The organism is Yoonia sp. 2307UL14-13 (assembly GCF_037572755.1).
In the GTDB taxonomy this organism is placed as follows: Bacteria; Pseudomonadota; Alphaproteobacteria; order Rhodobacterales; family Rhodobacteraceae; genus Yoonia.
On the sequence record NZ_JBBIFZ010000001.1, the window covers coordinates 122,421 to 140,671 of the forward strand.

20 protein-coding genes are annotated in these 18,251 nt (G+C 60.7%); 13 read left to right on the forward strand and 7 right to left on the reverse strand.

Annotated features, from left to right (window positions below; genetic code table 11):
• Positions 1-282: 282 nt before the first annotated feature.
• Together V8J85_RS00700 and V8J85_RS00705 are read right to left on the reverse strand one after the other, a co-directional pair.
• Positions 283-1,059 (reverse strand): Bax inhibitor-1/YccA family protein, encoded by a 777-nt coding sequence (locus V8J85_RS00700; protein WP_339951214.1) that lies wholly within the window; start codon positions 1,057-1,059, stop codon positions 283-285.
• A gap of 152 nt (positions 1,060-1,211) precedes the next feature.
• Positions 1,212-1,433, reverse strand: coding sequence for a DUF1127 domain-containing protein (locus tag V8J85_RS00705; RefSeq protein ID WP_339951216.1), 222 nt, complete (start codon positions 1,431-1,433; stop codon positions 1,212-1,214).
• Between the two features lie 116 nt (positions 1,434-1,549).
• Here V8J85_RS00705 and V8J85_RS00710 point away from each other — a divergent pair, with 116 nt between their 5' ends.
• On the forward strand, positions 1,550-2,419 hold the full coding sequence (locus V8J85_RS00710) for a LysR family transcriptional regulator (protein ID WP_339951218.1): 870 nt from the start codon (positions 1,550-1,552) through the stop codon (positions 2,417-2,419).
• On the opposite strand, the gene V8J85_RS00715 is transcribed toward V8J85_RS00710, so the two are convergent.
• Positions 2,409-3,368 carry an NADPH:quinone oxidoreductase family protein gene (locus V8J85_RS00715; protein WP_339951220.1) on the reverse strand — a complete coding sequence of 320 codons (960 nt, stop codon included), beginning with the start codon at positions 3,366-3,368 and terminating at the stop codon, positions 2,409-2,411. The two genes, V8J85_RS00710 and V8J85_RS00715, sit on opposite strands and share 11 nt — an antisense overlap.
• A 276-nt stretch (positions 3,369-3,644) precedes the next feature.
• Here V8J85_RS00715 and V8J85_RS00720 point away from each other — a divergent pair, with 276 nt between their 5' ends.
• From V8J85_RS00720 to V8J85_RS00735, 4 genes are all read left to right on the forward strand, one after another.
• Complete coding sequence (locus tag V8J85_RS00720) at positions 3,645-4,016, forward strand: helix-turn-helix domain-containing protein (RefSeq protein ID WP_339951222.1); 372 nt, start codon at positions 3,645-3,647, stop codon at positions 4,014-4,016.
• Positions 4,017-4,088: 72 nt separating this feature from the next.
• Entirely contained in the window at positions 4,089-4,898 is an 810-nt protein-coding gene (gene hisN / locus V8J85_RS00725; protein WP_339951224.1) for a histidinol-phosphatase, read from the forward strand.
• Positions 4,891-6,228 carry an 8-oxoguanine deaminase gene (locus tag V8J85_RS00730; RefSeq protein WP_339951226.1) on the forward strand — a complete coding sequence of 446 codons (1,338 nt, stop codon included), beginning with the start codon at positions 4,891-4,893 and terminating at the stop codon, positions 6,226-6,228. Before hisN ends, V8J85_RS00730 begins: the two co-directional genes overlap by 8 nt.
• 2 nt (positions 6,229-6,230) lie before the next feature.
• Positions 6,231-6,704, forward strand: coding sequence for a CAP domain-containing protein (locus tag V8J85_RS00735; RefSeq protein WP_339951228.1), 474 nt, complete (start codon positions 6,231-6,233; stop codon positions 6,702-6,704).
• Here the strand turns inward: V8J85_RS00735 and guaD are convergent.
• On the reverse strand, positions 6,701-7,987 hold the full coding sequence (gene guaD / locus V8J85_RS00740; RefSeq protein WP_339951231.1) for a guanine deaminase: 1,287 nt from the start codon (positions 7,985-7,987) through the stop codon (positions 6,701-6,703). The two genes, V8J85_RS00735 and guaD, sit on opposite strands and share 4 nt — an antisense overlap.
• Positions 7,988-8,085: 98 nt before the next feature.
• On the opposite strand from guaD, the gene mgtE reads away from it, so the two are divergent.
• From mgtE to V8J85_RS00775, 7 genes are all read left to right on the forward strand, one after another.
• Positions 8,086-9,459 (forward strand): magnesium transporter, encoded by a 1,374-nt coding sequence (gene mgtE, locus V8J85_RS00745; protein ID WP_339951233.1) that lies wholly within the window; start codon positions 8,086-8,088, stop codon positions 9,457-9,459.
• Positions 9,459-10,004 carry a 5-formyltetrahydrofolate cyclo-ligase gene (locus V8J85_RS00750; RefSeq protein ID WP_339953045.1) on the forward strand — a complete coding sequence of 182 codons (546 nt, stop codon included), beginning with the start codon at positions 9,459-9,461 and terminating at the stop codon, positions 10,002-10,004. Before mgtE ends, V8J85_RS00750 begins: the two co-directional genes overlap by 1 nt.
• Before the next feature lie 63 nt (positions 10,005-10,067).
• Positions 10,068-10,883: a TIGR00282 family metallophosphoesterase gene (locus V8J85_RS00755; RefSeq protein WP_339951235.1), complete on the forward strand. Its 816-nt coding sequence runs from the start codon at positions 10,068-10,070 to the stop codon at positions 10,881-10,883.
• Between the two features lie 40 nt (positions 10,884-10,923).
• Positions 10,924-12,705 (forward strand): SLC13 family permease, encoded by a 1,782-nt coding sequence (locus V8J85_RS00760; RefSeq protein ID WP_339951237.1) that lies wholly within the window; start codon positions 10,924-10,926, stop codon positions 12,703-12,705.
• Between the two features lie 118 nt (positions 12,706-12,823).
• Positions 12,824-13,573, forward strand: a complete 750-nt coding sequence (locus V8J85_RS00765; RefSeq protein ID WP_339953046.1) for a YebC/PmpR family DNA-binding transcriptional regulator — start codon at positions 12,824-12,826, stop codon at positions 13,571-13,573.
• Between the two features lie 37 nt (positions 13,574-13,610).
• On the forward strand, positions 13,611-14,495 hold the full coding sequence (locus tag V8J85_RS00770) for a DMT family transporter (protein WP_339951239.1): 885 nt from the start codon (positions 13,611-13,613) through the stop codon (positions 14,493-14,495).
• Positions 14,488-14,745 (forward strand): hypothetical protein, encoded by a 258-nt coding sequence (locus V8J85_RS00775; RefSeq protein WP_339951241.1) that lies wholly within the window; start codon positions 14,488-14,490, stop codon positions 14,743-14,745. The genes V8J85_RS00770 and V8J85_RS00775 overlap by 8 nt, the downstream gene beginning before the upstream one ends.
• Before the next feature lie 42 nt (positions 14,746-14,787).
• Here the strand turns inward: V8J85_RS00775 and choV are convergent, their stop codons facing one another.
• Both choV and choW read right to left on the reverse strand, forming a co-directional pair.
• Positions 14,788-15,795: a choline ABC transporter ATP-binding protein gene (gene choV, locus V8J85_RS00780; protein ID WP_339951244.1), complete on the reverse strand. Its 1,008-nt coding sequence runs from the start codon at positions 15,793-15,795 to the stop codon at positions 14,788-14,790.
• Complete coding sequence (gene choW, locus V8J85_RS00785; protein WP_339951246.1) at positions 15,792-16,622, reverse strand: choline ABC transporter permease subunit; 831 nt, start codon at positions 16,620-16,622, stop codon at positions 15,792-15,794. The genes choV and choW overlap by 4 nt, the downstream gene beginning before the upstream one ends.
• A 45-nt stretch (positions 16,623-16,667) precedes the next feature.
• On the opposite strand from choW, the gene V8J85_RS00790 reads away from it, so the two are divergent.
• The gene (locus V8J85_RS00790) at positions 16,668-17,291 is read left to right on the forward strand and encodes a glutathione S-transferase family protein (RefSeq protein WP_339951248.1); all 624 of its coding nucleotides are present in this window, start codon (positions 16,668-16,670) and stop codon (positions 17,289-17,291) included.
• A 26-nt stretch (positions 17,292-17,317) separates the two neighbouring features.
• On the opposite strand, the gene choX is transcribed toward V8J85_RS00790, so the two are convergent.
• Positions 17,318-18,241 (reverse strand): choline ABC transporter substrate-binding protein, encoded by a 924-nt coding sequence (gene choX, locus V8J85_RS00795; protein WP_339951250.1) that lies wholly within the window; start codon positions 18,239-18,241, stop codon positions 17,318-17,320.
• Between the last annotated feature and the right edge of the window lie 10 nt (positions 18,242-18,251).

The following is an 18,251-nucleotide window of genomic DNA, read 5'->3' on the forward strand; positions in this document are numbered from 1 at the left end:
TAGCCGCAACTGCAAAAGTCCGCTTTGTCCCGCACCTTACCCCTTCGCGTGCTGTGCGGGCAATGGCGCCTGTGCGGATCGGAACCCGCATTTGAGCTTCCTGCTGTACCATCTATGTGAGACGCTCAATCGCCGACCCTGCGTGGACAGCGATGCAGTATAGCACCGTCACGTTCAACGGCCCCCTTATGGTACGATTCTACCCCCCTCCCGGAACGGCCCGCCAAACGAAAAAGCCCGCCGCATTTCTGCGACGGGACATGTTACGTAGCTTCTTTCCGCTTATTCGCGGCTGCCGAACAGCTGCAGCAGGAAGATGAACATGTTGATAAAGTCGAGATACAGGTTCAGCGCGCCCATGATGGCGGCCTTGCCCAGCCATTCCGTATCGCCGTGGGCGGCGTGCGCGATGTAGTCGTTCTTGATCTTCTGCGTGTCATACGCGGTCAGACCCGCAAAGATCAGTACACCGATGGCCGAGATGGCGAACATCAGGCCGGACGATTGCAGGAACAAGTTGACGATCGATGCGATGATCAGACCGACCACGCCCATGATCAGGAACGCACCCCAGCCGGAGATGTCTTTCTTGGTCGTGTAGCCCCAGAGCGACAACGACGCGAATGCGATCGCCGTGATCAGGAAGATCTGGATGATCGAGAAGCCGGTGTAGATCAGGAAGATCGAGCTGAGTGACACACCCATCACAGCGGCAAAGCTGTAGAACACTGTCTGTGCGGTGGCGGCCGACATACGGTTGATCATCGCGGCAAAGCCGAAGACGAAGGCCAGGGGCGCGAACATGATGACCCAGCGCAACGGCGATCCATAGATCATTTCACCAAAGCTGGTCAGCAGTTTGCCGTTGGCCAACTGTGCGGTTGCCACGGATGGATCCGTAGTGGTTGCGAGACCTGAAATCGCCCATGCGGCCAGTGCGGTGATCACCATGCCGATGGACATGGTGCCGTACACCTTGTTCATGTGGGCGCGCAGGCCCTCGTCAATGGCCGCGGCGCGGACGCCGGTGGCCGGATTCATTGTCTCGTATTGAGCCATTTAGACCTCCAGTTAAATCCAAATACCGCTAAGCGATACTTTCCGCACTAATATTGGCCGAGACCCCTGTTTTTTCAAGCCGCTTTGCGACTCAATCGCTTAAAACTGATCGTTTTGGGCGGCTTTGTCGCATTGCGGCCCGCAAACGCGCCCTACCGCCAGTGATCCGGCACGTCCCAGACCTGTCTTTTGCTTTCGATATCAGCCTCTTCGCGGGTCACGCCGATATCTCTTAGCATGTGATCGTCAAGGTCCTTGAGCGTCCGCCGTTGGCGGTTGAGCGCCAAGAAGGCGAACAGGCGTGGCATGAGACCGCTTGGCCGCGCTGTCGTGGTGCATCCGCAGGTGGTCGATGTTTGTATTGCGTGGGGCATATCCGGTCCTTTCGTGATGAAACAAGCTGGTCTTATTCGAATGCTTGATATTTATCGGCGCTTGATACATGTTGAAAGCGAATGTTTGATATGTCTTTCATCAAGGATGGTGATGTATGCGTAATCTGGATATGACGGCCCTGCGTTCATTTGTGGCAGTGGCCGAGACTGGCGGGGTCACCAAAGCGGCGGGGTCGCTGAACCTGACTCAGTCGGCGGTGTCGATGCAGTTGAAGCGGCTCGAAGAGATGCTGGATATCGCGCTGCTGGATCGGTCGGCCCGGCAGATCGGCCTGACCCCGCAGGGTGAGCAGTTGCTGAGCTATGCCCGCCGGATCGTGACTCTGAATGATGAGGTTTACGGCAAACTGACGGCGACCGCGTTCGAGGGAGAGGTGACGCTGGGTGTGCCGCACGACATCGTCTATCCGGTGATCCCGCGCGTCATGCAGCGCTTTGCCGCTGCCTATCCGCGCGTGCGCATTCATTTGGTGTCGTCCTATACCCGCAAGCTGATCGACGATCTGAACCGGGGTCAGATCGATATCATCCTGACGACCGAGGACAGCGTGGGCACCGGCGGTGAAACATTGGTCAAGCTGCCGCTGGTCTGGGTCGGCGCGCCGGGTGGTCAGATATGGAAGCAGCGCCCGTTAAGGCTGGCCTATGAGCAGCGTTGCATTTTCCGTCAATACGTGCAGCGCCGGTTGGACGATGCGGGAATTCCGTGGGAGATGGTCGTCGACAGTAACTCGACCCGCACGATCGAGGCCACCGTCAGTGCCGATCTGGCCGTGCATACGATGCTGGAGGGAACATCCCCCCGCCATTTCGAGCCGATCCAGCATGGTGGCGCGCTGCCACGGTTGCTGGACCTGAACATCAACATGTATCGCAATGGTGTGAAGGACGGCCCGGTGATGACGGACCTGTCCAAGTTCATCCGCGATGGATTTTGTGCGCTGGGCGCGCCGGTTATGGCGTGACGACGACCTTGCCGGTGGATTTGCGGGTGCGCATGAGGTCAAGCGCCTCTGCCGCCTGATCCAGCGGGATTTTGTGGCTGATATGAGGTTTCAGCCGCCCCTCGCCATACCATGTCATCAGCTCGCCCAGGCTTTCGGTCAGCGCGGGTGGATTGAACATCAGGTAGCCGCCCCAGTAGAAGCCGATCACCGTGATGTTCTTCACCAGGATGATGTTGGCGGGGATTTGCGGGACGTCGCCGCTGGCAAAGCCGATAGTGATCACCCGCGCTTCGCGGTTGCAGGCGCCGAGTGCTGCTTTGAAGGCGTCGCCGCCGACCGGGTCGTAGACGACGTCAGCGCCGCCCAGTTTCTTGACCTCTGTCTTGATGTCCTGGCTGTCGCTGTCGATGAGGTGGTCGGCCCCGGCCTTTTTCGCGACGGCCAGTTTGTCGGCACCGCGGGCGACGGCGATGACCTTGGCCCCCATGGCCTTGCCGATTTCGACCGCCGTCAACCCGACACCACCGGCCGCACCGAGGACGAGGAGGGTTTCGCCGGCTTGCAGGTTGGCGCGCCGCGTCAGGGCGAGGTGTGAGGTGCCGTAGGCGACCATGAAGCCTGCGGCCACATCGGACGGCATGTCGTCGGGGACAGGACGGCAGAGCATGGCGGGGAAACAGCCCTGTTCGGCCATGCCGCCATGTCCGCCAAAGACCGCGACGCGCGTGCCGATTGCGGGTTCTTTAACGCCCTTGCCGTGTGCGGTGACGGTCCCGCAGACCTCCATCCCCAGGGTGAAGGGTGGTTCGGGCGTCGCCTGATAGGTGCCGTTCGCCATCAGCAGGTCGGCGAAGTTTAGACCACACGCCGCGATATCGATCAGAACTTCGCCTGCTTTGGGTTGTGGTTTGTCGATATCGGCAAGGGTCGGGGGCGTGTCGAAGGCGGACACTTGAAATGCGCGCATGGGGCGAATCCTGTCTTGTATTGGTTTGTTAATCCTTATGAACGCATGATGATCGGGATGAAAGATTAGTCAATTTGACCGGTTGGACAAAAAAATCGCGGGTTGAACCTGTCCTAAAGGGCAGGTCGTCGCCTGCAACCGTTGCGTGTTCATCCGGATTGGTGCCATGCACGTGCACAGGCGTGATGCGGCCGCGGTGAGATCCGCGTGCGGAGCGTTGTATAGGATGCCGACCGATCAATGGTCGGTGTTCTTTCAAATTAAGGAAACGAGTGAATGAAACATCCCGTAGATGTACATGTCGGCAAACGTATCCGTCATCGCCGTTGGATGAACGGTACGACGCAACAACAACTTGCCGAGCAAGTGGGCATCAAATTTCAGCAAATCCAGAAGTACGAAACCGGTATGAACCGGGTCAGCGCGTCTCGCCTTTGGGATATCTCCAAAGTGCTGAACGTGCCGATTTCGTTCTTTTTCGAAGGTCTCGACGCTCAACCTATGGCCGAAGGTGCCGAGGGTGATATGCCGGGCGATATCCTGACCGATAAAGAAGCGCTGGAGCTTTTGCGGTCGTACTATGCCATTCCGGAAAACCAGCGCCGCCGGTTGTTCGATCTGGCGCGCGTGCTGAGCGAGGCGGCGTAACGCTGCCTTGACCCCCAAACTGCCCCGCGTTACCGCCTTGGTCGGGAGCGGGTGCAGACAGGGGTGATTTCCATGCAGATCAATGATGCGATGCGGGTCGATCTGATCCGGGTTGCGCATCTGATGGCGGATGCCGCACGCCCCGAGACGCTGCGGCTGTTCCGCCATGTCGATCTGTCGGCGGACAACAAGCTGACAGATGGTTTTGATCCGGTGACCGAGGCCGACCGCGCGGCCGAGCGGGCGATGCGCGGCGTTCTGGCGCAGGAGCGGCCCGATGATGCCGTGCTGGGCGAGGAATTCGGCCATCAGCCAGGCACGAGCGGTCTGACATGGGTGCTGGATCCGATCGATGGGACGCGCGGGTATATCAGTGGCACGCCCACCTGGGGTGTGCTGATTTCGGTCGCCGATGAGATGGGCCCGGTCTTTGGTCTGATCGATCAGCCCTATATCGGCGAGCGGTTCATTGGCGGCTTTGGTCAGGCGGAACTGGTCGGGCCGCATGGGGTGATGCCGTTGCGGACGCGGAAGACCGTCGCATTGGCGCAGGCGACCATTTTGACCACATTTCCAGAAGTCGGGACGGCGCGGGAGATGGCGGCGTTTCAGGCTGTCGCCGGGCAATGCCGTCTGACCCGCTATGGCATGGACTGCTATGGCTACGCGCTGGTCGCGACGGGCCAGGTCGATCTGGTGATCGAGGCCGGATTGGCGGCTTATGACATTCAGGCGCCGATCGCCGTTGTCACTGCGGCGGGTGGTGTTGTCACCGATTGGAACGGTGCGCCGGTGCATGAGGGCGGCCGTGCCTTGGCGGCGGCGAACGCGGATATCCATGCCGCCGCGCTCGCGATCTTGCGCGATGTGATGCATGGCTGATCTGGTTCTGCGCAATGCCGACGTGGTCGTCACGATGGATGACGACCGGCGTGAGTTGCGTGGTGCGGTTATCGCGGTGACCGATGGTGTGATTTCCGGTGTTGGTGCCGATCTTGACGGAGTGGAGGTTTTAGATGCCACTGGCTGCATCGTCACGCCGGGCCTGATCAACACCCATCATCATCTGTACCAGACCCTGACCCGTGCGGTGCCAGCCGCGCAGGATGCGTTGCTGTTTGGCTGGCTCCAGACCCTTTATCCGATCTGGGCCCGGTTCGGGCCCGAAGAGATGTTTGTCTCCGCCCAGATCGGGTTGGCCGAGTTGGCGTTGTCGGGTTGCACGCTGACCTCGGACCACCTGTATCTGTTCCCGAACGGTGCCCGGCTGGATGATACGATCGCTGCCGCTGGTGAGGTGGGGCTTCGTTTGCATGCGACCCGTGGCGCGATGAGCATTGGCGAAAGCGATGGCGGCCTGCCGCCGGATGCGCTGGTCGAGGGTGAGGCGGCCATTCTGGAGGACTGCATTCGCGTCATTGATACGTTTCACGATCCCGCGCCGGGGGCGATGATCCGCGTGGGTGTCGCGCCGTGCAGTCCGTTTTCGGTCAGTCGCGATCTGATGCGTGATGCGGCGGTACTGGCCCGCGACAAGGGCGTAATGCTGCATACCCATCTGGCCGAGAATGATGAGGATGTGGCGTATTCGCTGGAAAGATTTGGGTGTCGTCCGGGGGAATACGCCGAGGATTTGGGCTGGGTCGGCGATGACGTCTGGCATGCGCATTGCGTAAAGCTGGATGGTGCAGAGATTGATCTGTTTGCCCGGACCCGCACCGGTGTCGCCCATTGTCCGTGTTCGAATTGCCGTCTGGGGTCGGGGATCGCGCCTGTGCGGCAGATGCGGGATGCGGGCGTGCCGGTGGGTCTGGGCGTCGATGGATCGGCGAGCAATGATGTGGGCAGCGTCGTGGCCGAGACCCGGCAGGCGATGTTGTTGCAGCGGGTATCGCTGGGCGCCGATGCGATGTCGGCGCGTGAGGCGTTGGAAATTGCCACGCGCGGTGGTGCGGCGGTGCTGGGCCGCGATGATCTGGGTCAGATTGCTGTGGGAAAGCGGGCTGATTTTGCTGTGTGGGATGCGCGCGATGTGGCGAATGCCGGGTCGTGGGACCCGGCGGCACTGGTTCTGGCGGGGCCAAGCCGCGTCCGGGACCTGATCGTCGAAGGTCGTCGGGTGGTGGCGGATGGCCGCATCCTCACGATTGATTTGCCAAAAGTGATTGCACGTCAGAATATACTTGCGCGGGATCTGATGGAGGGGAACTGATCATGCGCTTTATTATCGCTGTTCTATTGGTGTTCGGGATGAGCGCCTGTGTGGTGCCTGTGCCGGTGACATCTGCGGCACCTGCCGGGAACCAACCGGTCGGCAGGCCGGATTCGAGCGAATTCACGACGCGGTTGAATGCTTTGCGGGCCGAGCGGTCGTTGCGCCCGCTGGTGCGCAATGCGCGCCTCGATCGCGCGGCCAAGGCGCATGCGAACGACATGGCGCAGCGTGGGTATTTCTCGCATCGTGGTGCGGATGGCAGCAGTGCCGGGGATCGGATTGGCCGTGCCGGATATCAGGCGTGCGGCTGGGCGGAGAATATCGCCGACGGTTATCGTGGGCCATCGGCGGCGTTTGCCGGGTGGGAGGGGTCGGCTGGGCACAGGCGGAACATGCTGGGGCGGAATTACACCGAATATGGCCTAGCGAATACCGGCGGGAAATGGGTGATGGTGCTGGCGCGCCGGTGTTAGTGCTTTTGCCCCGCGACCCAGACGTCTTTGATCGCCCGGTCGTCCCCCATCATGATCGTTGGAAAGAGGGCGTCCCAGATGCTGTCGGCCCGGTTGGTTCGCTGCGCGATTGCGGGGGTTGAACCGAGGTCGAGCACGGTGATGTCGGCCATGGCGCCGGGGCCGAGATGGCCGATTTTGCCTTGCATGTGCAATGTGCGGGCAGAGCCTTCGGTCGCCAGCCACATCAGTTGTGCGGGGTGCAGGGCGGTGCCGCGCAACTGTCCGATCTCGTAAGCCGCGGCCATGGTGCGCAGCATGGAGAAGGACGAGCCGCCGCCGGTATCGGTCGCGAGGCCGATGTTGAGCCCGGTCTTGGCGAGGCCCATGAGGTCGAAGAGCCCCGAGCCGATGAAGCAGTTGGAGGTGGGGCAGTGGATTGTCGCGGCGCCTGTTTCGCGCAGGCGGTCGATTTCGCGCTGTTCGAGGTGGATGGCGTGGCCGTAGAGGCCGCGTTCACCCAGCAGTCCGAACTTTTCGTAGGTGGCGAGGTAATCCTGTTCCCCGGCGTAGAGCGATTTGACCCAGTCGATTTCGGGAAGCTGTTCGCTGAGATGGGTTTGCATCAGCGTGTCGGGATGCTCGGCCCAGAGCGCGCCGAGCGCTGCGAGTTGTTCTGGTGTGCTGGTCGGCGAAAAGCGAGGTGTAATCGCGTAGGTGGCGCGTCCCTTGCCGTGCCACTTTTGCAGGAGTGCCTTGCTGTCTTCATAGGCCGATTGCGCGGTGTCGCGCAGGTTGTCGGGCGCGTTGCGGTCCATGCAGGTCTTACCCGCGACGACGGCCATGTTGCGGGTGGCGGCGGCGCTGAAGAAGGCGTCAACGCTTTCGGGGTGGATCGTGCAGAAGCTCGTCAGCGTCGTGGTGCCGTGGGCGAGGGCAAGGTCGAGGGTTTGGGCCGCGATCTGATCGGCATAGGCGCGATCGCTGAACCTGGCCTCTTCGGGGAAGGTATAGGTATTGAGCCAGTCGATCAGTTGTTTTCCCCAGCTCGCGATGATCCCGGTCTGGGGGTAGTGCATGTGCGCGTCGACGAAACCGGCGGTGATGAGGGCGCTGCCGTAGTCGGTGATTTTTGCGTCGGGGTTTTCGTCTTTCAGCGTCGCGGCTGATCCGACCACCACGATCCGCTCGCCGTCGATCAGAACGCCGCCTGCGCTGTCGTGATGCGCGCAATCCTTCCACGCTGTCGTCAGCGGATTGCCAGTGAAATGCAGCGTTTGCCCGAGGAGGAGGTGTTTCGTCATGGCCGCAGCTTATGGCGCGGCTTGAGGGGCGTAAATCGCAGAAATGCCGTTGTCTGTGCGAACCCAGCGGCTATGTTGCGGCGGCAAAGAGGGGCGTTATGACAGAGCATCACGACGAACATTCAGACGGTGCCTTCGGTGTCACCGACAAGCTGTTGGCCGGTGTCATGGACGCGGTCAAGGCCCGCGATACCGAGACGATGGATGCGTTGCTGGACCCGCTGCATCCGGCTGATGTCGCACATTTGCTGGAACAGATCGACGGGAAGTACCGCCCCGACGTGCTGTCGCTGTGGTCGGGGGGTCTTGAAGGCGACGTTCTGTCCGAACTGGACGAGAGCCTGCGCGAAGAGGTCATCGAGCAGCTTGAACCTGCCGAACTGGCCGAGGCCGTGCGTGATCTGGAAAGTGACGATGTTGTCGATCTGGTCGAGTATCTGGATGACGCGCAGCAAGAGGCGGTTCTGGGTGCGTTGGACGCGACCGACCGGGTGGTCGTCGAGCAGGCGCTGTCCTACCCCGAAGAGTCCGCCGGTCGCCACATGCAATCCGAATTGGTCCGCGCGCCCGAGCATTGGACTGTGGGCGAGGCGATCGATTACATGCGCTCGGACGTCGTTCTGCCGGATCAGTTTTATCACATCATTCTGGTCGATCCACGGCTGAAGGCTGTGGGCTATGTCACGCTGGGCCGGATTCTCAGCAATCCGCGCAAGACGCCTTTGCGGGATTTGACGGAGGACACGTTCCGCACCTTCCACGTCGCGCAGGACGTGGAAGAGGTGGCGCAAGCCATCAACCACTATCACATGATCACCGCGCCGGTGGTCGATGACGACGAGCGGATCGTCGGCGTCATCACCATCGACGACGCGATGATGTTTCTGGAGGAAGAGGCGGAGGAAGACATCCTGCGTCTGGCCGGTGTGGGCGAGGGCAGCCTGTCGGACCGGGTGATCAATACGACCAAGCAGCGGTTCCCGTGGCTTGCGGTGAATCTGGTGACGGCGATCCTCGCCTCGCTTGTGATCGCCATGTTTGAAGAGACGATTGCGGGGTTGGTCGCCCTGGCCGTGCTGATGCCTATCGTGGCGTCGATGGGGGGAAATGCGGGGACGCAATCGCTGACCGTCGCCGTGCGGGCGCTGGCGACGCGCGACCTGACCGGGTCGAATGTGTGGCGCGTGATCCGGCGCGAGGTGCTGGTTGGCCTGATCAACGGGGTGATCTTTGCCGTGGTGATGGGTGTGATCGGTGTGATCTGGTTTGGATCACCGATGCTGGGTGTGGTGATTGCCGTTGCCATGGTCGTCAATCTGGTGGTCGCAGGGCTGGCGGGCACGGTGATCCCGATTGCGCTGGACCGGTTGAAGATCGACCCGGCGCTGGCCTCGGGCGCGTTTGTGACGACGGTGACGGATGTCGTCGGTTTCTTTGCCTTTCTTGGATTGGCGGCAGCGTGGCTGCTGTGATGGACAAATCGGCGGCGCGAAGGGCGGCTTTTGCCCGACGCAAGGTGGCGCATGACGCGGGCATCGGGAATGCGGGGTACTTGAGCGAGGTGCTGGCCGGGTATCGCGGTGTGCGGCTGGCCGGATACATGGCGATGCGGACCGAGATCGATCCGCTGGCGGCGATGGAAGAGGCCGCCGCTCATGGGCCGGTGGGCATGCCGGTGATTATTGGCGCCGGGCAGCCTTTGCGGTTTCGGGTGTGGGAGCCGGGTGTGCCGATGATCAAAGGTGAATTCGGGGCGATGATCCCGGAGGTGGGTGACTGGATGGTGCCAGAGATCGTCGTTGTGCCGCTGGTGGCCTTTACCCGGTCGGGCGGGCGTCTGGGCTATGGTGGTGGCTTTTATGACCGGACCCTGGAAGGGCTGCGCACGGCGCGTCCGACCTTGGCGATCGGATTTGCCTATGGCGCGCAGGAGGATCCGGATTTGCCGTTGGAGCCGACGGATCAACCGCTGGATATGATCGTGACCGAGACCGGTGTCGCCGCAGATTTTTCGTGACGAAAAATCTGGTGGGTCAAAAATCTTCTGGAAGATTTTCTGTCTGCTGCTTAGGGGTTATCCATGAAAATTCTCTTTCTTGGTGATGTGATGGGCCGTGCGGGGCGGAGCGCCGTGCAGGCCCATTTGCCGCGGTTGCGGAAAGACTGGCGGCTGGATTTTGTCGTGGTCAATGGCGAGAATGCGACCTCTGGCATGGGTCTGTCCGGAGATCACGCGAAAGCGCTGCTGGAGGCCGGGGCGGATGTGATCACCCTGGGTGATCATGCCTTTGACCAGAAGGATATGCTGACCTTTATCGGGCAGGAGCCGCGGGTCATCCGGCCTTTGAACTATTCCAAGGCCGCGCCGGGGCAGGGCGCGCGGGTGTTTACGGCACCCGGTGGCCGTAAGGTGCTGGTCGCGCAGGTGCTGGGACAGGTCTTTATGAAGCGCCCGTTCGACGACCCGTTTTCGGTTTTGGATGCGGTGCTGCGCCAATACCCGATGGGCGGGCAGGTGCAGGCCTCGCTCATCGACATCCATTGCGAGGCGACGTCGGAGAAAATGGCCACGGGTCATTTTTGTGACGGCCGGGCGAGTGTCGTTGTCGGGACGCATACGCATGTGCCGACCGCGGATGCGATGATCTTGCCAGGTGGGACGGCTTACCTGACGGATGCGGGGATGTGTGGAGATTACAATTCGGTCATCGGGATGGAGAAGGCCGAGCCCATGCGCCGGTTCGTGACGGGGATGCCCAAGGCGCGGTTTACCCCTGCGTTGGACGAGGCGACGTTATCGGGGCTTTATGTGGAAACCGACGACCGCACGGGCAAGGCTGTCAGGGTCGAGATGGTGCGCGAGGGCGGGCGATTGACGGCGGCGGGACCATCATGATGGCTTGTCGTCGCGTGCAACCTTCGCGACACTGGTCCCTATGAGCGAATTTTTTCAGTTGACCGACATGCAGGCTGCGTTTCTGACGATGACCGTCGTCGTCATCATGTTCCTGATGTTCCTGCGTGAGGCATTTCCGACCGAAGTGGTCGCGATGATCGGTCTGTCGATCCTGTTGGTCACGGGGGTGCTGCCTTACGAAGACGCCGTGATGGTGCTGGCCAATCCGGCGCCGTGGACGATTGCGGCGATGTTCATCATCGTGGGCGCCCTGGTCCGCACCGGGGCGCTGGATACGATGACGCGGCTGGCGCAACGGCAAGCGCGGAAGAGCCCGGCGCGCGCGATTGGCGGCGGCCTCGTCTTTGTCGCCTTTGCCAGTGCGATCATGAACAATACACCGCTGGTCGTCGTGATGATCCCCGTGTTCATCCAGCTGGCGCGGACCTTGGGCACGTCGGCCTCTAAGCTGCTGATCCCGCTCAGTTATGCTGCGATCGTTGGTGGGACGATGACCTTGCTGGGCACGTCGACGAACCTGCTGGTCGATGGTGTGGCCCGGGCGTCGGGGATGGAGCCATTCGGGATTTTGGAGATTTTCCCCGTAGGGATCGTCGTCGTGGCATGGACCTTTACCTATCTCTACTTCATGGCCCCCCGCCTGTTGCCGGACCGTCAGAGCATGGGCGTCATGCTGTCGGACCCGTCGAAGAAGAAGTTCTTTTCCGAGGCGGTCATTCCGCCCGACAGCAACCTGATCGGGCGTGAGGTCACAGGCGTGCAGCTGTTCAAGCGCGAAGGGGTGCGGCTGATCGACGTGATCCGGGGGGATAGGTCGCTGCGCCGGAATTTGAAAGGCGTGGAACTGCAGGTGGGTGATCGTGTGGTGCTGCGCACGGCGATGACCGAGCTTTTGTCGTTGCAGGCGAATAAGGAGTTGCGGCGTGTCGATCAGGTCTCAGCCGTCGAAACGACAACGGTCGAGGTCCTGATTACGCCCAACTGCCGGATGGTGGGTCGCCGGTTGGGGATGCTGCGGCTGCGCAGGCGTTATGCCGTCTATACATTGGCCGTACATCGGCGAGATACCAACATCGCCCAGCAGATGGATGATATCGTTGTCCGCGTGGGTGATACGCTGCTGTTGGAGGGCGCGCCGGAGGACATTCAGCGGCTGGCGGAGGATATGAACCTGGGCGACGTGTCGCTGCCGTCGGAACGGGCCTATCGCCGGGGTCATGCGCCGATCGCGATTGGTGTGCTTGGCGCCGTTGTGATTTTGGCGGCGCTGGGTGTGGCCCCGATCCTGTTGCTGGCCATGGTGGGCGTGACCACCGTGCTGATGACGGGCTGCATCGATGCGGAAGAGGCGTTTTCGCATATCGACGGTCGGCTGCTTGCGTTGATCTTTGCGATGCTGGGCGTCGGGTCGGCCCTTCAATCGTCGGGGGCGGTCGCGTTGATCGCCGATACGATTTCGCCGGTGATGATGGTGCTGCCGTCGTTCTTTGTCGTGCTTTCGGTCTATCTGCTATCGAGTGTGTTGACGGAGCTGGTGTCCAACAACGCCGTGGCGGTCGTGATGACGCCGATTGCGATTGGCTTGGCCAGTGCCTTGGGCGTTGATCCCCGTCCGTTGGTTGTCGCGGTGATGATCGCGGCGAGCGCGAGTTTTGCGACGCCGATCGGGTATCAGACGAATACGCTGGTTTATGGCCCGGGGGGGTACCGGTTTGCGGATTTCCTGAAATTCGGCATTCCGTTGAACCTGTCGCTGGCGCCGATTGCGTCGTTTGTGATTCCGATCATCTGGCCGCTTTGAGTTGAAAGGGCGGATGCCTCCGGCGGGAGTATTTTTGGCAAGATGATAAGCTGGTTGCGAGATGTGCTTTGGTTGCCATATAGAGGCGCAGATTTTCTGAACAGACGTGAGGTTTCCGATGGCGGGCCATTCCAAATGGGCAAATATTCAGCATCGTAAGGGGCGGCAGGACAAGCTGCGCTCCAAGCTGTTTTCCAAGCTGGCCAAGGAAATCACAGTGGCCGCGAAGATGGGCGACCCGGACCCGGATAAGAACCCGCGTCTGCGTCTGGCCGTGAAAGAGGCCAAGAGCCAATCCGTCCCGAAGGACGTGATCGAGCGGGCTATCAAGAAATCGCAGGGCGGCGATGCCGAGAATTATGATGAAATTCGCTATGAGGGTTATGGCCCGAATGGTGTGGCCGTGATCGTGGAGACGATGACGGACAACCGGAACCGGACGGCATCGACCGTGCGCTCGACCTTTTCGAAAAATGGCGGGAATTTGGGGGAGACCGGGTCGGTTGGCTTCATGTTCGACCGTAAGGGTGAGGTGGTTTATCCGGCTGATGTCGCTGACGCTGATACCGTCATGATGGCGGCGATTGAAGCAGGCGCCGAGGATGTGCAGAGCGATGAGGATGGTCATGTGATCATCTGCGCCGATACCGATCTGAATGATGTGTCCAATGCGCTTGAGGCGGAACTGGGCGAGTCGGAGTCGACGAAGCTGATCTGGAAGCCGAACATGACGACCGAGGTGGATCTGGACGGGCTGACCAAGCTGATGAAGCTGCTGGATACGTTGGAAGAAGATGATGACGTGCAGCGTGTGACCGCCAATTTTGAAGCTTCGGATGAGGTGATGACGGCTTTCGCAGAGACCTGATCTTGTCATTTCCGGCCTGGCCTGCCACGGCTGGGCCATGAGTGTTTCCCCCGCATCACGCCCGGTTGTCGGCATCTTTTGGATGGTGATGACGGGGTTCAACTTTGTCGCCGTGACCGCGATTGTGAAACATGTGGGCGATGATGTGCCAGCCGCGCAGGCGGCGTTTTTGCGGTATGTCCTGGGGCTGGTGTTTCTGGTGCCGATGATCCGGCCTATCCTTGCCGCACGGCTGAATAGGCGGCAGGTCTGGCTGTTCGGTTGGCGCGGGCTGGCGCATACGATTGCCGTGATGCTGTGGTTCTTTGCCATGACCCGCATTCCGATCGCCGAGGTGACGGCGATGAATTATCTGTCGCCGATCTACGTATCGGTGGGCGCGGCGTTGTTTTTGGGGGAACGGTTGCCGTTGCGCCGGTTAGTCGCTGTCTTAGTCGCCCTGTTGGGGGCGTTCATCATTTTGCGTCCGGGGATACGCGAGGTCGATCTGGGCCATATCGCGATGCTTGGGACGGCTTTGGGTTTTGCCGCCGGGTATTTGATTGCGAAGCCGTTGGCGGGGGAGGTCTCGGCGGCGGTCGTGGTGGGGATGTTGTCGATTACGGTGACGATTGGGTTGGCGCCGTTTGCCTTGGCCGTGTGGGTTGCACCCACCCTACAGGACCTTGGCTGGCTGTTTCTGGTCGCGTGTTTTGCGACGGCGGGGCATTATACGATGACGCTGGCCTTTGCGGCGGCGCCGTTGACGGTGACGCAGCCCGTCACGTTCTTGCAGCTCGTCTGGGCGGTGATGCTGGGGTATTTTGTGTTCTCGGAGGCGGTGGATTTGTGGGTGATCGTGGGTGGGGCGATTATTATGGGGGCGGTGAGTTTTATTACGTGGAGGGAGGCTGTGGCACGGCGGGGGGAGGCACATGCTTAAGTATAGATTTCAAGTTGCAAGCAACGTCATTAATGACTCTTTGAGTGTCGAAGTGTTGAATGAAGCTGGGAATTGTGTTGCTGCAGTCGAACGTTTTGACACGACAAAAAAACTCAAGTTGAGCATCTTTTCGGCGAGTTTGGACGTCGCTTTCGTCAGAGAAATACTGGAGCTTGCAGATAAAGAGTTGGTTGCTTTCGAAGATAATACCCCTCTTTACCAAGCTAATCGTGACGAGGCGATGACTTAAGCGGCTAATTGAGATACACAATTTTGCAACGCGCGCGAAGACTCATTTCGGCGTCAGTCGTGCCAGCAGTGATGTCTGCGTGACCTGACCCACCGGCTCCCCATTCTCTGTCACTGACAGCGCCGTCGTTTCGATCTGTTCGATGATCTCCTGCACCGGGGTTTCTACATCGATGCTTGGGCCGTTTGCCACCCCGTCGGTCATGACATCCCGCGCCGTCAGCACGCCCAGCGGATTCATGTGGGCGACGAATTCGGCGACGTAGTCGTTCACCGGATTCGTGAAGATGTCGCGGGGGGTGCCGCATTGGACGATCCGTCCGCCCTCCATGATCGCGATGCGGTTGCCGATCTTGAACGCCTCATCAAGGTCGTGGCTGACGAAGATGATCGTGCGGTTCCGCTTTTGCTGCAGGTCGAGCAGTTCGTCCTGCAGTTTGGTGCGGATGAGCGGGTCGAGCGCGGAGAAGGGTTCGTCCATCAAGAGGATCGGCGCGTTGGTAGTGAAGGCGCGGGCGAGGCCGACCCGCTGTTGCATGCCGCCGGAGAGTTCGCCGACCAGCGCATCGGCCCGGTCGGCGAGGCCGACGAGGCCGAGTTCTTCGTCGACCCGTTTGAGCCGTTCCTTTTTACTGAGGCCAGAGAGTTCGAGGCCGAGCCCCACATTGTCCCTCACTGTCCGCCATGGCAGCAGGCCGAATTGCTGGAAAACCATCGAGACGCATTCGCGTCTAACGCGGCGAAGGTCGCTGGCGGAGGCGGAGCCGACGCTGCAGGACCAGTCGCCGTCGTGGATGCGGACTTCGCCCCGGATCACCGGGTTCAGGCCGTTGACGGCGCGCAGAAGTGTCGATTTGCCAGAGCCCGATAGGCCCATGAGGACGAGGATTTCGCCAGCCTGCACGTCGAGTGAGCAGTTGTGGACGCCGAGGATCTGGTTGGTCTTCTCGCTGATCTCGGGCCGCTCCAGCCCTTCATCCATGAGGGGCAAGGCGGTTTGCGGTTTGTCCCCGAAGACGATGGAGACGTTATCAAACTCAACAGCGTTCATTTGTTCACCCGCAGCATACGGTCCAGCATGATGGCGACGGCGACGATGGCGAGGCCGGATTCAAACCCGAGCCCTGGGTCGTTTCGTCCGAGCGCTTGGACCACTGGTTTGCCAAGGCCGTTCGCGCCGACATAGGCCGAGATGACGACCATAGAGAGCGACAGCATGATGACCTGGTTCAGGCCCGCCATGATCTGGGGGAAAGCGTAGGGGAGTTCGACTTTCCACAGGCGTTGGGAAGGGGTCGCGCCAAAGGCTTCGGCGGCTTCAAGAAGCGGGGTTGGCGTTTTCGATACGCCCAGATAGGTGAGCCGGATCGGCGCGGGCAGGACGAAGATGACCGTCGCGAATAGTCCGGGGACCATACCGAGGCCGAAGAACACGATGGCGGGGATCAGGTAGACGAAGGCGGGCAGCGTCTGCATCAGGTCGAGGATCGGGCTGACGGCTTGGTACGCCTTGGGCCGGTGGGCGAGGAAGATGCCGATGGGCACGCCGAGCCCCATGCAGACGAGGCAAGAGGAGAGGACGAGGGCGAGGCTGTCTGTCGTTTCTTCCCAATAATCCTGGTTAATCACGAAAAGCAGGCAAACGAGGACCAGAACGCAGATTTTCCACGACTTCTGCAAGAACCATGTGAGTGCTACAAAGGCTATGACGACGACCCACTCGGGTGGCGTTTGCAGCGCCCAGACGATTGTGTCGATCATTGCATCCAGCCCATCGCTGAGCGCGTCGAAGAACGGGCGGCCATTGTCCTTGAGCCAGTCGACGGCCGTTTCGGACCAATCGCCGATGGGGATTTTGTTTTCGGTGAGCCAGTCCATAATCTACACTCTTTGATATCTGTTCATTTCTGGAGGGATCGTACGATGGCTGACCTGACGCTTTACACCAACCCGATGTCGCGCGGGCGGATCGCCCGATGGGCGATGGAGGAAATCGGACAGCCCTATGAAACGGTGCTGCTGGAGTTCGGAACGACGATCAAGGCACCCGATTATCTGAACGTCAATCCGATGGGCAAGGTGCCGACGCTGACGCATGGTCAGACGGTCGTCACTGAATGCGCGGCGATCTGTGCCTATCTGGCGGATGCTTTTCCTGATGCGGGTCTTGCGCCGCCCGTCGGCGGTGATCTGCGCGGATCCTATTATCGCTGGCTGTTCTATGGTGCCGGACCTGTGGAGGCCGCCGTGACGAACCACGCGATGGGCTTTGATACGGCCGGGAAAGAACAGCAGATGGGCTATGGCGCGTTCGATCACGTCATGAATACGCTGGAGGGTGCTGTGAAAGACCGGGAGTTTCTGGTCGGCGACAGCTTTACGATGGCCGATCTTTATGTCGGATCGCAGATTTCCTGGGGGCTGGGTTTCGGCACGATGGATAACCGCCCGGGATTCAAGGAATATGTCGCGCGTCTGACGGCACGTCCCGCTGCGATGCGGGCCAATGAACTGGACGATGCGGCGATGCCGCAGACCGCCGGTTAAGGCGGTCTGGGTCTTTGGTCTAGGGTTCAACCTTCGAGGGCAGTGCTGACAGCTGCGACAGCGTCACCGCCATCTTCGGTCGTCACGCCTTCGAGCCATGGCTGCCATGTGTCGGGGTTCGCGGCGAGCCATGCTTTGGCGGCATCTTCCGGGTCCTCGCCGTCATTGAGGATCGCGCCCATGATCTCGTTTTCCATGGCGAGCGTGAATTCCAGATTCTGCAGCAGTTGGCCGACATTTGGGCACTCATCGACGTAACCGGCGCGGGTGTTTGTTGCGACTGTCGCGCCGCCAAGGTCGGGGCCGAAGAAGTCATCACCGCCCGGCAAATAGGTCATTTCGAAATTGGCGTTCATCGGGTGCGGTTCCCATCCAAGGAACACGATGGGTTCGTCCCGGTCATCGGCCCGTTCGACCTGTGCGAGCATCCCTTGTTCAGAGCTCTCGACAACCTCGAACCCTTCGAGGTCAAAGGCGTTGGCCTCAATCATGTCGATGATCAGGCGGTTGCCGTCATTGCCGGCCTCGATCCCATAGATTTGACCGTCGAGCGCGTCTTTGGCCTGCGCGATAGAGGCGAAATCGGTGATGCCCGCTGCCACACCGGCAGCGTTGGTCGCGAGCGTGTATTTCGCGCCTTCAAGGTTCGTGCGGACTGTGTCGACGGTGCCCGCTTCGCGATAGGTCGCGATGTCGCCTTCCATGGTCGGCATCCAGTTGCCGAGGAATACGTCGATATCGCCTTGCGCCATGGAGGCGTAAGTGACTGGCACCGACAGAATATCGGTCGAGGTGTCGTAACCCAGCGCTTCAAGCACGATGGATGTCGCCGCCGTCGTCGCGGTGATATCGGTCCAGCCTACATCCGAAAACCGCACCGCGCTACAGTCAGCGACAGCGGGGGCAGCGGCGCAGATCGCCAAGGCCGAAATGGTTGATTTCAATGTCATCGTTTTCTCC